The organism is Hominibacterium faecale, assembly GCF_020734085.1.
Taxonomy (GTDB): domain Bacteria; phylum Bacillota; class Clostridia; order Peptostreptococcales; family Anaerovoracaceae; genus Hominibacterium; species Hominibacterium faecale.
In genome coordinates this window covers 125056-138681 of sequence record NZ_JAJAGH010000001.1, presented here as the reverse complement: position 1 = coordinate 138681, position 13626 = coordinate 125056, and the positions used below count along the sequence as shown (strand labels likewise).

Below are 13626 nucleotides of genomic sequence, written 5' to 3'. Positions count from 1 at the left end.
TGCCCTTTTTTCCATCCATTTTGTAAACGATTGGAAATACGAGGCATTCGGAGAGGCGCTGCTCTGCCATGCTGGAGCCGAAGGATCAGGCCCTCCGGATCCAGATTCATAAAAGGTGCAATGTAAAATGATCGCTCAAGATTGTTTTGGTCTAATTTGCGATGATTTTTCATCGTGAGAAAAGATTGATATCTTATTGTCATTTTTCATTTTTACTTGATATCCACTTTTGAAGAACCGCATAAAGCAGGTCGATCTCCAATGGCTTTGTAAGAAAATCATCCATACCTGCATCCTTTGCCATATCGCGATCCTCCTGGAAAGAGTTGGCGGTTAGGGCAACGATTGGAATGCTTACTGCATCGGAATGAGAAGAGGTTCGAATAGCCTTTGTTGCCTCTAGGCCTCCCATGTTGGGCATTCGCATATCCATTAAAATCAGGTCAAAATACCCGGGAGTACTTTGCTCAAAGCGTTTAACCGCTGCTTCTCCATCTTCAGCCAGTTCCACCTGTATCCCCTTTGATTCTAATATGTCCATCGCAATATCTGCGTTTATTGGGTGATCCTCAGCCAATAAAATTCGCGCATTTTCAAAATGGGCAGAAGGTTCAGCCTGTATTTCTAAACCTATAGGCTTTCCGAAGGGGAGACAAATGCTAAAATAAAATTCACTGCCCATATTCACTTCGCTTTTCACCTTCAAAGTGCCGCCCATGAGCTGTACGATATTTCGGCTGATCGGTAGTCCCAGCCCCGTTCCCTGACTGCGCAGATGACTGGTTCCGGCCTGCTCAAAGGATTCAAAAACACGCTCTAAATCTTCTGCTTTGATGCCAACGCCAGTGTCAGAAATCCGAAACAGATAGACAGCTTGTACGTCGGTTGCATCGGTCTCCTCTACTGACAGCTGAACGTCTCCGCCTGCCGGTGTAAATTTAATGGCATTGGAAATCAAATTCATCAAGACTTGCTTTAACCGAATACAATCTCCGCATACATCTGAATGTTCAATCTTTATTTCGCAAGTAAGCCCTACTTGCTCGGCCTGCGCCTGTGTTTGCATCATGCTGTAAAGCTCATCGAGCAGCTTTTGCAGGGAAAAATCTTCCTTTACAATTGAAAGCATGCCGTTGTCAATACGGCTCATATCTAAAATATCATTGATCAGCCCCAACAAATACTGCGAGGTTGCTTTCAGCTTTGCCAGATATCCTTTTATACTTTGGGGTATATCATCCTTCATTGCAATCAATGCAGTTGTCCCTACAATGGCATTCATTGGCGTACGGATTTCGTGGCTCATGCGAGAAAGGAATTCGCTTTTTGCCTTGTTTTCTGCCTCTGCTTTAGCCATATTTTTTTGCATATTGGCGTTCTTTACACGCATAGTGGCAATTACGATAATTACCAGTGAAAAGAGCAGTAAAAAAGCGGATATAACCGTAATTGATAAAATAGGATTTGTCGCCACAAAATTTTTCAGTGATACCTTAGCGTCCCCGATCGAGACCAAGTTATGATCTAAAAGAGAGTTCCTGTCATCCTCAGATAAGCTGTTGATACCTTTGTTCATGATGGACAGCAGCTCCGGATTTGCCGGCATCGACATAGCAAAGCTAATGTTGGTGCGATTCGCCGATAAGGTAACAGGAATCACGTTGGTATAAACGTTGTCCTGGATCATCTGCTCTATTCGTGCAGAAATCCCGTAGGCAAAATCCACTTTTCCATCATCGACCGCATTTAAAACCTCGTCAATTGTCTCATAATATTTTACTTCACTTGCTTTTGCATATGACGGCAGCCTGCGGCCCTTTAAAAGTCCGCAGGTCAATCCTTCAGACGGATAAGTAACCGATCGGTTGCGCACCACTAGGTCATTTAATGCGGCATATGGTTTCGTCTGAGCCAATTTATCGCGCATGGCATCAGCTGCATCCTCAAAGAAAAAGCCCGCCATATCCGCTTTGCCATCTATAACAAGCTGTTGCGTTTCTGCATAAGAGTCAGCAGATATATATTCAAACTTTACGCCATATCGGTCTGTAATCTTTTCCAGCAGCTCCGGAATCAGTCCAGCATGATTACCGTCCTCATAACCAATACAATAAAGCGGGTGAAAATAGTCGGGGACCGCTACAGTCACGGCGCCCTTCTGTTCAATATAGGCTGCTTCTTCTCTAGTCAACAGCAGGTTTTCCACACCTGTATCATCAAAATATCGCTTGTATAGTTCTTCTGAAAAATGGGGATCCGATAACATAATACGTTTCATGGCCCAATTCAGCTGATCGAGCAGTTCCTGGTTGTCCGGCTGCACAACCAGATAATGAGGCTGTGCATTAAAGTACGCGACCGCGCGGAACTCACCTGTGTCATCAGTCGCATTTCCAAGTTTCAGGTCAATTTTCCCGGTAATCAGATCCGTATTGATTTGATCGGCTGCAACTTCTTCAGAGGTATATTGCTTAATTGTACAGCTTATGTCATTGGCAGATAGGAATTCCTTCAACCGGCGTACATTCTCGACCGCACGCTTCACAACGCCTATCGTTTTGCCGTTCAAGTCTCTTAAATCATACCCTTTTATGGAATTATCTTCCTGACACGCCAGCAGCACGGCTTTGGTATTGCCGCAGCTATAATCCGGATAGGCAAAGTATTGCTCAAACGCCTTTGAATAGTATGTGCCGCCCATGAGGTCATATTTCCCTGCAATAAACTCTTCCGTCATTTCATTGGCATCGATATCAATAAATTCGTATGACCAACCGGTGTATTTTGCAATTTCATACAGATAATCCACGATCAAACCGGAGCGTTTTCCGTTTTCGTCAATCATCGTAAAGCCTTTGACCTCCGGAAACGGAACCCGAATCCGGGCGTGAGCGTCTTCTCCAGCAAAAACAGGCGCTGTACTTGAAAGTATCGTGATAAACATCAAAACCGCAGCAAAAAACTTTATGATATGTTTCCTCTTTGTTCTTATCAAATAACGCATATATCCTCCTATCCCAACGCCTTGTTGCAAATATTTACTCTTCTTTTTTATCCCAGACCAAGGTAATCCGGTTATCCTTTGGCGGTGAGATGGTTCCTGCCTTTTTGACGGACGCAGTAACCAAATCAATATTGCTGCCAAGCTCACTGTGGCTCTTCAGGACAGATGCAATATAGGATTCGTCTATTGAAGTGGCCCAAACGGCGACGGTGTAGACCTTGTCATCCTCGATTTCACTGCCGTCCTCCAAGGTCAATTTTAACACATTTTCCTTTTGCTGTAACCGAAACGGGTACTACAATGATGATGCTGTTGCCCCAGCTATCGGGAAAGCTTTGAATACGCCAAGTTTCTCCGCTAATATCTGCGACAAATTCGACTTCTTGCTGCTCTTGCATCCCCCGTTGCAACGCATGGATTTGCTGCTCGTCCACGTTCTTTTCCCGCAAGGTATGAAGCAGGTTATATCCTCCAAAATAATTGTTGGCGGCGGATTTGTTCGGCCGCAGTTCAATAACGCCCCGCTGATTCACCACATAGGAAGCGCCTTGATTTTGATATAACGCAGTGGCTGCGATCTCTGCGTAGGTGTTTGAATCCACCAGCATGAAAACACCGAAAAGCTCTTTATCATCTATCGTTACGTTGTGCATAGGAGCCATAAATATCCAAAAGCCAGCACCACGTCTATACCATCTGTCTTTTATTAGGGGCCAATTCATGCTATTTCCACAGCTGCGAGCCGTCATAAATATCTTTAACGGTCTTCCAGTAGCCTAACCTTTTACACTCTTCAATAATAAGCTGATTAGTATATGTGAACATCTCCGCAGCTTGTTTTGCAAATGCGCTGCGATCCCCGCCGATCAGTGCATTTGCCGCTTCTACACACTTGCGGTGTATCTCTAGTTTTCGAGATGCGTTGGCTCCATTTATTAGCTTGGGTATTTTTCGGCCAATTCGATAGTTTTTGAGTATAATCGCATAGACAGACTGCAGGGTCTCATATGGAATATGCTCTGTTAAAAACTCCAGCAAAACAATAGGCGCCGGCTGATACAAACTCCCGTATATTTTTGCTTCGTCTAATCGCTGAATTAATTCATGTATCTGCTCATCAGAAACATGAGCGGCAGCATGGCAAGCCACTCCCTCCACGGTCAAGGAAAGCAGCTCCAAACATTCAAAATATCTTCTGATATGGCTGGCAATCAACCGAGGGTCCAAAGGAATATCGTTCAATGCCTGTATATTCGTTGAAACAAAAATTCCTTTTCCACGAGTAGCCTCTACAACACCCCATTTTTGCAGACATTGAACGGCTTGCGTCGTTGTGTTAACACTAACACCATACTGCTTTTGCATCTGGGCGTGAGACGGCAGCCTGTCTCCCGGCTGATAATAACCGATTGCGATGAGTCCCAAAATATCCAGATATACACTGGAATAGCGCTCTTCTGCCGTTTTCATCCATTGGTCCAGCCCCTGAACGCCGATGCGAAAGGGCGAATCAGCAGGAACATAACACCGAAAATCATCTCTTGAAATCGTAATAAAATGAATATATGCAAGAAAATCTTTGATGGCATCGCTTGTTGGTGTCTCTTTTCTACTCTTTTCAATAAAATCAATGAGTGTCTGCTGATATGCGACGCGTGAATAAAAACTGTTTTCCCGATATTCCACCCCAAGAAAGCCAAGAGCATCGACAATATGAAGGCTTAGCTCGTTTTCGCATCTAGCGATAAAAAAGCGCCAGATCAGTTTGGAGTTTTTCCAAAAAAGGTTCGGTAGCTTAGGATTCAATTGCCGGACTATTTTTTCGGGAATATCCCAATCGCTCTTATTGCACAGAGAAATTCCATAGCAGATAAAAGGATAGTAAAGAATTTCAGCTGTTTTTAAAATGTCTGTCATAATCGGTACATTTGGCGCTTTCAAATTGTCAGCATGATCGTTCGCCGGGTCAGTTTGATCAAAAATAACCACAGAAAGCTGCCGTTCCTTTGTCTCAATGAGTCCTGCGTCAGACAGCATTGCAACCACGCGGCGTATCGTTTTGTTAGATACTTTGTATTCCTTGCAAAGATCAGCAAAAGAGGGAAGCATAGTCCCTTTGGGCATCAGCCCTGATTCAATTTTGTGCTTTAAGATCTCAAATATTCTATCATATTGAAATTTATCGTATTTCATTTCACTTCTTCCTCATAAGGCGTTTCTTCAGATAGAACAGACAAAAACGATTCATGGAAGCTTCATAAATAAAATATTTGATGATTCGTTCATCACTACCCATTAAACGAATCGCTTCCTCATAATCACCATCCCTTTTTTATCGCATCCTTTAACATCCATAACTGTATCACCAACTTAAATTATTGATTGGGAATAGTTTACAATACAACATTCTGTGTACCTATGCCAAATAAGCCTATCATAAAAAACGACAAATGTCAATTTCTTCGGATAATATCCGACAGGATGTCCGGCACGGGCAACTAATTGCAGGAGATAGTTTCATCTCCATAATTTTCTGCATAAAAAAAATGCCCTGCATACGCAAAGCATCTCTTATATTCGTTATTTCTTAATTTTAGGCCCGATTCTACCGTCATTATAATGTTTCCTGCAAAGCGAAACGTACATGTCGTTTCCCCCAATTACAATCTGTTCTCCGGTTTTCACCAATTTTCCATCCACGATCCTGGCTACCATGGTTGCTTTTCGTCCGCACCAGCAAATCGTCTTGATCTCTTCAATTTTATCTGCATAGACCAACAAATAATACGAGCCTTCAAACAGCTCATTGCGGAAGTCATTTTTCAGTCCGTAAGCCAGCACCGGCACATCGCAGCTGTCAACAATTTCTACCAGCTCTTCCACATGATGCCTTTTTAAAAACTGCGCTTCGTCGATCAGTACACACGAAATCTCTTCTTTGGTATTCTCCATCATAAAAAGTTCCAAAATATTGGTGTTCTCGTTGACCACCAGGGCCTCTCTCTGAATTCCTATTCTAGACGTGATTACGCCTAGGCCGTAACGGTCATCTACGCTGGGCGTAAGAGTCAGTACCCGCTTGCTCCTCTCCTCGTAATTATGCGCAATGCGGATGATCTCCGCCGATTTTCCGGCGTTCATAGTGCTGTATCTATAATAAAGCTGAGCCAATTATCTTCACCTCTTCCCTTCTTTCTGCCTATCCATTGTATCGTACCAGGAAGGGAAAATCAACTGCTAACGCAGCCAAAAAATTAAGGGAACATTCATTACAGACAAGAAAAAAAGTAACCCTTCGGACATAAAGTCAGCAAAAGATTACCTTTAAAATGGTGCCCAGACTCGGAATTGAACCAAGGACACGAGGATTTTCAGTCCTCTGCTCTACCTACTGAGCTATCTGGGCATAATCATATTTATTTATGGTGGGCCATCAGGGACTTGAACCCCGGACCTGCCGGTTATGAGCCGGATGCTCTGACCAACTGAGCTAATGGCCCATTTTACGCGGTCTTTAGCCGCATCGTACAAATGGGACAGCGGAGCAAACTTTGTTTGCGTAGGAGTACACCGTGTGCACGTTGCCCATTTCACGCGGTCTTTCATCGCTATGTACAAGTGCAGCGAACAAAGTATGCTGAGAAGCGAACCGTATACAGGTTTCCCATTTACCCGGGCTTCTGTCACAATCTTCCTCTATGATGGTCGGGGTGGCAGGATTTGAACCCGCGGCCCACTGGTCCCAAACCAGTTGCGCTACCAAACTGCGCTACACCCCGAAAGTGGGATTAGTGATATGGCAGGGGCAGTAGGATTTGAACCCACGGCACGTGGTTTTGGAGACCACTGCTCTACCAACTGAGCTATACCCCTATAAATGGCGGAGAAGATGGGATTCGAACCCATGCGGCCCTTAACGAACCCTAACGATTTAGCAAACCGTCCTCTTCAGCCTCTTGAGTACTTCTCCAGGCTAAAATAATTTTTTCCCGTCATATTATTCTGCGAGTATCCTCAGAATCCTTATGGCGGAGAGGGTGGGATTCGAACCCACGGCCCCTTTCGGAGTCACTGGTTTTCAAGACCAGCTCCTTAAACCACTCGGACACCTCTCCTCACTTGTAAGTCTTTGTTCTGCTACACCATACCCTAAAAAAGTTGGTGACCCATCGGAGATTCGAACTCCGGACACCTTGATTAAAAGTCAAGTGCTCTGCCGACTGAGCTAATGGGTCGTATGGCTGGGGTAGCAGGACTCGAACCTACGAATGACGGAGTCAAAGTCCGTTGCCTTAACCGGCTTGGCTATACCCCAATCTTGAAAAAATGGCGAGCCCACAGGGATTCGAACCCCGGACACACGGCTTAGAAGGCCGTTGCTCTATCCAACTGAGCTATGAGCCCAAAAATGGAGCGGATGATGAGAATCGAACTCACGCCATCAGCTTGGAAGGCTGAGGTTCTACCATTGAACTACATCCGCATAAATGGAGCGGAAGACGAGATTCGAACTCGCGACCCTCGCCTTGGCAAGGCGATGCTCTACCCCTGAGCCACTTCCGCACACTAAACATAATAATGAAATTGGTCGAGGGTGGTGGATTCGAACCACCGAAAGCTCAGCTAACGGATTTACAGTCCGCCCCCTTTGGCCACTCGGGAAACCCTCGATATAGGTGTCGCATCTTTCTCATGCGACTTTCGTCTTGCAAACAATTTGCTTAACGTTATTCACAGTCATACCCTTTCGGGCTCGCTTACCTTTGAAAGGAACTCATGACTTTTTTGGAGCTGGCGGAGGGAATCGAACCCCCAACCTGCTGATTACAAATCAGCTGCTCTACCGTTGAGCCACGCCAGCAAACATCGCTGTTTGGTATCAGTCTGATAAAATTGGCGATCCGGAACGGGCTCGAACCGTCGACCTCCAGCGTGACAGGCTGGCATTCTAACCAACTGAACTACCGGACCGCATTTCCTTGATAACACGTCCGCTTTTTCAGCCAAACGTCAACTGTTATGGTGGGCGCTATAGGGCTCGAACCTATGACCCCCTGCTTGTAAGGCAGGTGCTCTCCCAGCTGAGCTAAGCGCCCATGAGCAAGTGTTTTTATCTACTCGACACATTTATTAAATATACAGCATTTTCCTCAAGTTGTCAAGAACTTTTTTAATCTTTTTTGTCAGTTCTCGCAGTTTTTAAAAATTGGCTCCAAGGGTGGGGCTCACGCTTGCTGCGCAAGCTGAATCCGCTCCGCCGTGCCGGGGCACTGCTTCACGAAGAAAGCTCCGCCGGAGCTTTCTACCCTCTCGGGTTCTCTCCCTTTTTGTTCTTATTTTTAAAAACTGGCTCCAAGGGTGGGGCTCGAACCCACAGCCTACCGGTTAACAGCCGGTTGCTCCACCATTGAGCTACCTTGGAACAACTTGAGAGCTTTTATATATTAGCACAGCTAAAGGTGCGTGTCAACGCAATTTATGGAAATTTATAGAGCATTTTTTCTCAACTCTTTCGTCTCAGAAATGAGAGCTGCCTTCCCTGCGGTAAGATTGCCCAGCAGCGCCTTTATTTCATCGCTTTTCTCCACATCGGTCACCACTTTTATCGTAACCAATTCTTCATAAATTATGTCTGTAATCGAAAAATTTCCATCTCGCGAAAGATTCTGCACTTTACTGAGGAAGGAATAATCCAGCTTGAATTGCAGGACTGCCATCTCTTTCATCTGGCAGATTCCCGCCGCCTCAAGCCCCAGTTTGGCGCTGCTGGTATAGGCCCTCACCAAACCGCCCGTTCCCAGCTTGATCCCGCCAAAATACCGGGTGACAACCACCGCTAGATTGGTCACGCCCTCTTTGACCAGCATCTGCACAATCGGCGCACCGGAAGTCCCCTGCGGCTCCCCGTCATCGCTGGCCCACTGCAGTTGAAACTGTTCTCCCACAACCAATGCAGGAACGTTATGGGTAGCAGTTTTATGCAAGTCTCTTACAGAAGCGATAAAAGCATCTGCTTCTTCTCTGGTTTCTACCGGTTTGACATAGGCGATAAAACGGGATTTCTCTATAATCTGCTCTGCATGAGCCTCTTTTTCAACGGTTTTATACTGTATCATATTTTTTCAACCTGTTATAATCTATCTCCGACAATTCAACATCAAAAAGGGTACCCTCCTCCTTGTAGTCCATCCCATGCACAATAGCCTTCTCACATAAGTAAGAAGAGAGTTCCCCCCGGTCATAGGGGATTAATAGTGCGGCCCGCACCCGAGAGGCAAAGAGTTTTTCCCGTACTTTAGCCAAAAGTTCGTCAATATGATCCCCATATTTGGCAGACACAAAAACGCACTCGCATTCTGTAGCATCCACTGGAAGCTCTTGTATCAGATCAAGCTTATTGTAGACCATAATCTTTTCTTTTCCGCCGGCCCCAATCTCATCAATTACTCGATTGGTCACGTCTATGTGGAAATCATAATTTTCATAAGATCCATCCACCACATGCAGCAGTAGATCGGCATAGTTTACCTCTTCCAGAGTTGCTTTAAAGGCTTCCACCAGTGAATGAGGAAGCTTGCTGACAAAGCCTACGGTATCGATTAGGATGAATTCAAAGTTGTTTTCCAGTTGAATGCTGCGCTGTTGTGTATCTAATGTAGCAAAAAGCATGTCCTTTTCTTTTACTGCTTTGTCTTCCTTTTCCGACATGCTCAAAAGCCGGTTCATAAGTGCAGATTTTCCCGAGTTGGTATATCCGACCAATGCCACGACTGGAATCTGGGCCTTTTCTCTTTGTGTACGCTGGACGCTCCTGGTATTTTTTATGCGGGCCAGCTCTTTTTTTATATCGTCCATCCTTCCGGCAACATGCCTGCGGTCTGTCTCCAGCTTTTTTTCACCCGGACCCCTGGTGCCGATGCCGCCGCCCAGCCTGGATAAGGATTTGCCAAAGCCGGTCAATCGGGGCAGGCGGTACTGAAGCTGCGCCAGCTCAACCTGCAGCTTGCCTTCCTTGGACGTGGCCCTGGCTGCAAAGATATCCAGGATCAAAATCGTGCGATCGATCACTCTGACGGACAGGGATTCTTCCAGATTCCGCAGCTGCATGCCGGAAAGCTCTTCGTTGAAAATAACCGTATCCGCTTCCATATTAGCACACATCTGCGCCAGTTCTTCCACCTTGCCCTTTCCGATCAGTGTGGCGGAGTTGGGTTTTTCCAAGCTCTGGATCATCTGGCCCAACACAGTGACGCCCGCTGCCTGAGCCAGCCCGGAAAGTTCCTCCATGGAATAGGAGATATCCTCCCCAAGCTGCAGGCCCACCAGAATGGCCTGATAATCTTCTTCTTTTATTATTTCATTCTTTTCATTAAATCTAACCATGGCTATATCTTACCACAACTCTTCCGCATTATGCTACCTTTTACTCATCCGTCACATCTAAAATATCTTCTTTCGGTACCTGAACGTAGCTCTTGGGCACACCGCCCAGAATAACAGCTTCGGCGATGAGAACCGTACTGGACATATCGAAGGTTGCTGCCGACAGTGGAGCTAACACTTTGACCTGACTCTTTAAAATTATGTATACCTTATACTTGGTCTGGTTGATCCCTTTGGCTTCAAATTCCGTTTTAAAGTCGATTCCGGAAACACTGAGAGGAATCACCTTAACATCGACTTTGGGGCCGTGCTCGGATAAAATCTGGCTTCCCAGGACAGCTCCCAAAGGGACATCGATCTTGTCTTCTTCCATGCGGCGGTATTCCTCCTGTAGTTCCTTGGAAATTTCAGTAATGAGGAGGTTCATGGCCTTGGTATCCGCCTGGATCATTTCCGTCTCACCTTTATCATTGGTCTTGCGAATGATCAGATTATCCGTGTCCGTCTCTTCGTGAAACTGATCGTTGATAGCCTTGTTGACCATTCGCGTTACCAGTGTCCGCGCCCTCATTTTTCCGATCTCTTCCAGATTGGGCTCTATCGTAGTCTTGAGATAATAGCTGGCAGAGGAAGCAATGGCGATAAATATTAAAAACAGAGACAAAGGCAGTACAAAGGACCGTCTTTCTCTCCGTCTTCTTTTTCTTTTCATAATAACACCTCCGCCGACTATATCAGTCTATGTTCGGCAGAGATGTTTTGTGCTTGTTTTTCGAATTATTCATTCGTTAAATATTCAGGTTTTCAAGTTCTTCGTTAAATTTGGAATTAACGATTTTAATATGCGTGCCTTTCATGCCCAAGGATCTGGATTCAATTACGCCGGCACTTTCCAATTTTCTCAGCGCATTGACGATGACTGATCTGGTGATTCCCGAACGATCAGCAATCTTGCTGGCAACCAGCAGACCTTCATTTCCATTCAGTTCGGAAAAGATCTGCTGTACGGCTTCAATCTCAGAGTAAGACAGGGTTCCAATCGCCATTTGCACGACAGCCCTCTGTCTGGATTCTTCTTCTTCTTCCAGCGCTTTTCTTCTCTGTATTTCCAGCCCTACCACAGTAGCCCCGTATTCGCCGAGAACTAAGTCTTCATCGCTGAATTCCGGCGCATATCTGGTCACGATGAGTGTACCCCATCTTTGCCCGCCTCCCAGAATGGGAATAACGGTGTGAAGCTTGTCCGAAGTATCATAATCGTATTTAAAAATCTTCAGCGCTTCTTCCGCTGTCAGGTTAGCCTGGGTGGTGGTCACTTTCAGCAATGCTTCGTTATATTCGATTGGGAACTTTTCAGATCCCGTTTCCGGATCGGCGATTGTGGAACTATCGGAACGAATCTTATAGTTAACACCGATGACCTTTCCCTTTCGATTAACAATGTAAACATTGGCATCCATCAGATCGCTGAGGATCGCGCACAGCTCTTTAAATGAAAATGCACCTGCGACGCTTTCCTGCAGGACCCAGTTCAGTTTTCTTACTTTTGCTAAAATTTGATTTTCCATATATGATGTCTCTCCTTCTACAACTTGTCGTTGTACAAAATTTCCAATCTTTTTATTGATATAGGTATTATATATGGTTTTCTCAAATATGACAACTCATTTTTTGAGTTTTCTAAAAAGTTTTTTATAACGAGAAAATTAAAACTAAGTTGTCCTTTATATTGTTCGCTTTTTTACTATTTTGCGTATATTGTAGAGTGTTTGCTCAAACCCTTCTCCACCTTATAAGATAAACCGATCGATGTCTTCCGGATGAATTTTTTCCATGAATTTTTCTTTAACATAATCAGCATCGATTACAAATTTGTCCTCTTCCATATCCGGAATATTAAAGGAAATATCCTCCAAAAGCTTCTCCAGAATGGTATGCAGCCTTCTTGCACCGATGTTTTCCGTCTGTTCATTCATTAAAAAGGCCATCGTAGCAACCTCTTCTATCGCGCTGTCCGTGAACTCAATCTCTACGCCCTCGGTTTCTAAAAGGGCTTTATGCTGCTTCAGCAGGGCGTTTTCCGGAATCGTCAAGATTTTGAGGAACGTTTCTCGGTCCAGGTTTTCCAATTCTACACGGATTGGAAAACGACCCTGGAGCTCCGGAATCAGATCCGTCGGTTTTGCCGTATGGAATGCACCCGCACCGATAAAGAGGATATGATCGGTCTTGACCGGTCCATGCTTTGTATTGACAACACTGCCTTCTACGATGGGAAGAATGTCTCTCTGCACCCCTTCTCTAGACACGTCTGCGCCGGAAGAGCGGTAGCCGGATCCGGAAGCGATTTTATCGATTTCATCGATAAAAATGATTCCATTCTGCTCTGCGTTATGCAGTGCATCTTCAATTACCTGATCCATATCGATCAGATTCTGTGCCTCTTCTTCCCTGAGGATCTTTCTGGCATCCTTTACTCTTACTTTCTTATTCTTTTTCTTCTGCGGCATCATATCCCCGAAAATGTTTCCAATGGCAATGCCCATACCTTCCCCGTTCAGGTCCAGCGTATTGCTCTTGGGAGCATCCGTCACCTGTATTTCAATGAACTGTTCCTCAAGAAGTCCCTGTCTCAGCTGTTGTCTCACCTGTTCTCTGGCCAGTTCAACATCCTGTTTTTCGTCAGGATTCTGTGTATTCTGTTCCATCTGCTGCTGCTCATATTGTTGCTTCTGGCTTTGATAACCACCGCCGCTCAGCAGAAAGTCAAACGGATTCCGGTTGTTGCTCGGTTCATTAGCCGGCTTTTTTTTCCCTGGAATGATTGCTTCAATGATCCGTTCTTCCACGATCTCGTCAGCAATTGCATACTTTTCATCCAGCTGGCTTTGTTTTGTGATACGAATGGACGCCTCCACCAGATCACGGATCATGGAATCAACGTCTCTTCCCACGTAACCCACTTCCGTAAATTTCGTAGCCTCTACTTTTACAAAGGGAGCATCCATCAGCTTTGCCAGACGCCTGGCAATCTCTGTCTTACCTACTCCGGTCGGGCCCATCATCAAGATGTTCTTGGGTGTGATTTCTTCCTGCATTTCTTCTGACAGCAGACTTCTCCGATAGCGGTTTCTGAGGGCGATGGCTACTGATTTTTTAGCTTCGTCCTGTCCGATGATATATTTATCCAATTCCCCTACGATTTCTTTGGGAGTCATCTGGTATAATTTGTTTGCCAT

Annotated in this window: 10 protein-coding genes and 16 tRNA genes; all 26 read right to left on the bottom strand. The window is 45.2% G+C overall.

Going from position 1 to position 13626, the window contains the following annotated elements; genetic code table 11:
• Positions 1 to 199: 199 nt before the first annotated feature.
• The 26 genes from LG211_RS00640 to hslU all read right to left on the bottom strand — a co-directional run bounded on the left by LG211_RS00640 (position 200) and on the right by hslU (position 13626).
• Positions 200 to 3004, bottom strand: a complete 2805-nt coding sequence (locus LG211_RS00640; RefSeq protein ID WP_269476829.1) for an ATP-binding protein — start codon at positions 3002 to 3004, stop codon at positions 200 to 202.
• 34 nt (positions 3005 to 3038) lie between these two features.
• The gene (locus LG211_RS00635) at positions 3039 to 3269 is read right to left on the bottom strand and encodes a hypothetical protein (RefSeq protein WP_148395458.1); all 231 of its coding nucleotides are present in this window, start codon (positions 3267 to 3269) and stop codon (positions 3039 to 3041) included.
• Positions 3238 to 3726, bottom strand: a complete 489-nt coding sequence (locus tag LG211_RS00630; RefSeq protein WP_269476828.1) for a hypothetical protein — start codon at positions 3724 to 3726, stop codon at positions 3238 to 3240. Before LG211_RS00630 ends, LG211_RS00635 begins: the two co-directional genes overlap by 32 nt.
• A gap of 1 nt (position 3727) precedes the next feature.
• Positions 3728 to 5197, bottom strand: coding sequence for a GntR family transcriptional regulator (locus LG211_RS00625; protein WP_269476827.1), 1470 nt, complete (start codon positions 5195 to 5197; stop codon positions 3728 to 3730).
• Positions 5198 to 5584: 387 nt separating this feature from the next.
• Positions 5585 to 6175 carry a thymidine kinase gene (locus LG211_RS00620; RefSeq protein ID WP_148395456.1) on the bottom strand — a complete coding sequence of 197 codons (591 nt, stop codon included), beginning with the start codon at positions 6173 to 6175 and terminating at the stop codon, positions 5585 to 5587.
• Between the two features lie 159 nt (positions 6176 to 6334).
• A tRNA-Phe gene (locus tag LG211_RS00615) sits at positions 6335 to 6410 on the bottom strand.
• 17 nt (positions 6411 to 6427) lie between these two features.
• Positions 6428 to 6504, bottom strand: a tRNA-Ile gene (locus tag LG211_RS00610).
• 202 nt (positions 6505 to 6706) lie between these two features.
• A tRNA-Pro gene (locus tag LG211_RS00605) sits at positions 6707 to 6783 on the bottom strand.
• Positions 6784 to 6801: 18 nt separating this feature from the next.
• A tRNA-Trp gene (locus tag LG211_RS00600) sits at positions 6802 to 6877 on the bottom strand.
• Positions 6878 to 6882: 5 nt separating this feature from the next.
• A tRNA-Ser gene (locus tag LG211_RS00595) sits at positions 6883 to 6974 on the bottom strand.
• 56 nt (positions 6975 to 7030) lie between these two features.
• Positions 7031 to 7119: transfer RNA gene (locus tag LG211_RS00590), tRNA-Ser, on the bottom strand.
• Positions 7120 to 7163: 44 nt separating this feature from the next.
• Positions 7164 to 7239, bottom strand: a tRNA-Lys gene (locus LG211_RS00585).
• 3 nt (positions 7240 to 7242) lie between these two features.
• Positions 7243 to 7319, bottom strand: a tRNA-Gln gene (locus tag LG211_RS00580).
• Between the two features lie 12 nt (positions 7320 to 7331).
• Positions 7332 to 7408: transfer RNA gene (locus LG211_RS00575), tRNA-Arg, on the bottom strand.
• A gap of 5 nt (positions 7409 to 7413) precedes the next feature.
• A tRNA-Gly gene (locus tag LG211_RS00570) sits at positions 7414 to 7487 on the bottom strand.
• A 5-nt stretch (positions 7488 to 7492) separates the two neighbouring features.
• Positions 7493 to 7567, bottom strand: a tRNA-Gly gene (locus LG211_RS00565).
• 22 nt (positions 7568 to 7589) lie between these two features.
• A tRNA-Tyr gene (locus tag LG211_RS00560) sits at positions 7590 to 7674 on the bottom strand.
• Positions 7675 to 7790: 116 nt separating this feature from the next.
• Positions 7791 to 7865, bottom strand: a tRNA-Thr gene (locus LG211_RS00555).
• 33 nt (positions 7866 to 7898) lie between these two features.
• Positions 7899 to 7975: transfer RNA gene (locus LG211_RS00550), tRNA-Asp, on the bottom strand.
• Between the two features lie 49 nt (positions 7976 to 8024).
• A tRNA-Val gene (locus LG211_RS00545) sits at positions 8025 to 8100 on the bottom strand.
• Between the two features lie 251 nt (positions 8101 to 8351).
• Positions 8352 to 8426: transfer RNA gene (locus LG211_RS00540), tRNA-Asn, on the bottom strand.
• 64 nt (positions 8427 to 8490) lie between these two features.
• Entirely contained in the window at positions 8491 to 9120 is a 630-nt protein-coding gene (locus LG211_RS00535; RefSeq protein WP_269476826.1) for a YigZ family protein, read from the bottom strand.
• Complete coding sequence (gene hflX, locus LG211_RS00530) at positions 9107 to 10387, bottom strand: GTPase HflX (RefSeq protein WP_253021081.1); 1281 nt, start codon at positions 10385 to 10387, stop codon at positions 9107 to 9109. Before hflX ends, LG211_RS00535 begins: the two co-directional genes overlap by 14 nt.
• Before the next feature lie 40 nt (positions 10388 to 10427).
• Positions 10428 to 11099, bottom strand: coding sequence for a sporulation protein YunB (gene yunB, locus LG211_RS00525; protein ID WP_148395454.1), 672 nt, complete (start codon positions 11097 to 11099; stop codon positions 10428 to 10430).
• 76 nt (positions 11100 to 11175) lie between these two features.
• Positions 11176 to 11955, bottom strand: a complete 780-nt coding sequence (gene codY / locus LG211_RS00520) for a GTP-sensing pleiotropic transcriptional regulator CodY (protein WP_148395453.1) — start codon at positions 11953 to 11955, stop codon at positions 11176 to 11178.
• Positions 11956 to 12177: 222 nt separating this feature from the next.
• Positions 12178 to 13626, bottom strand: a complete 1449-nt coding sequence (gene hslU, locus LG211_RS00515; RefSeq protein WP_148395452.1) for an ATP-dependent protease ATPase subunit HslU — start codon at positions 13624 to 13626, stop codon at positions 12178 to 12180.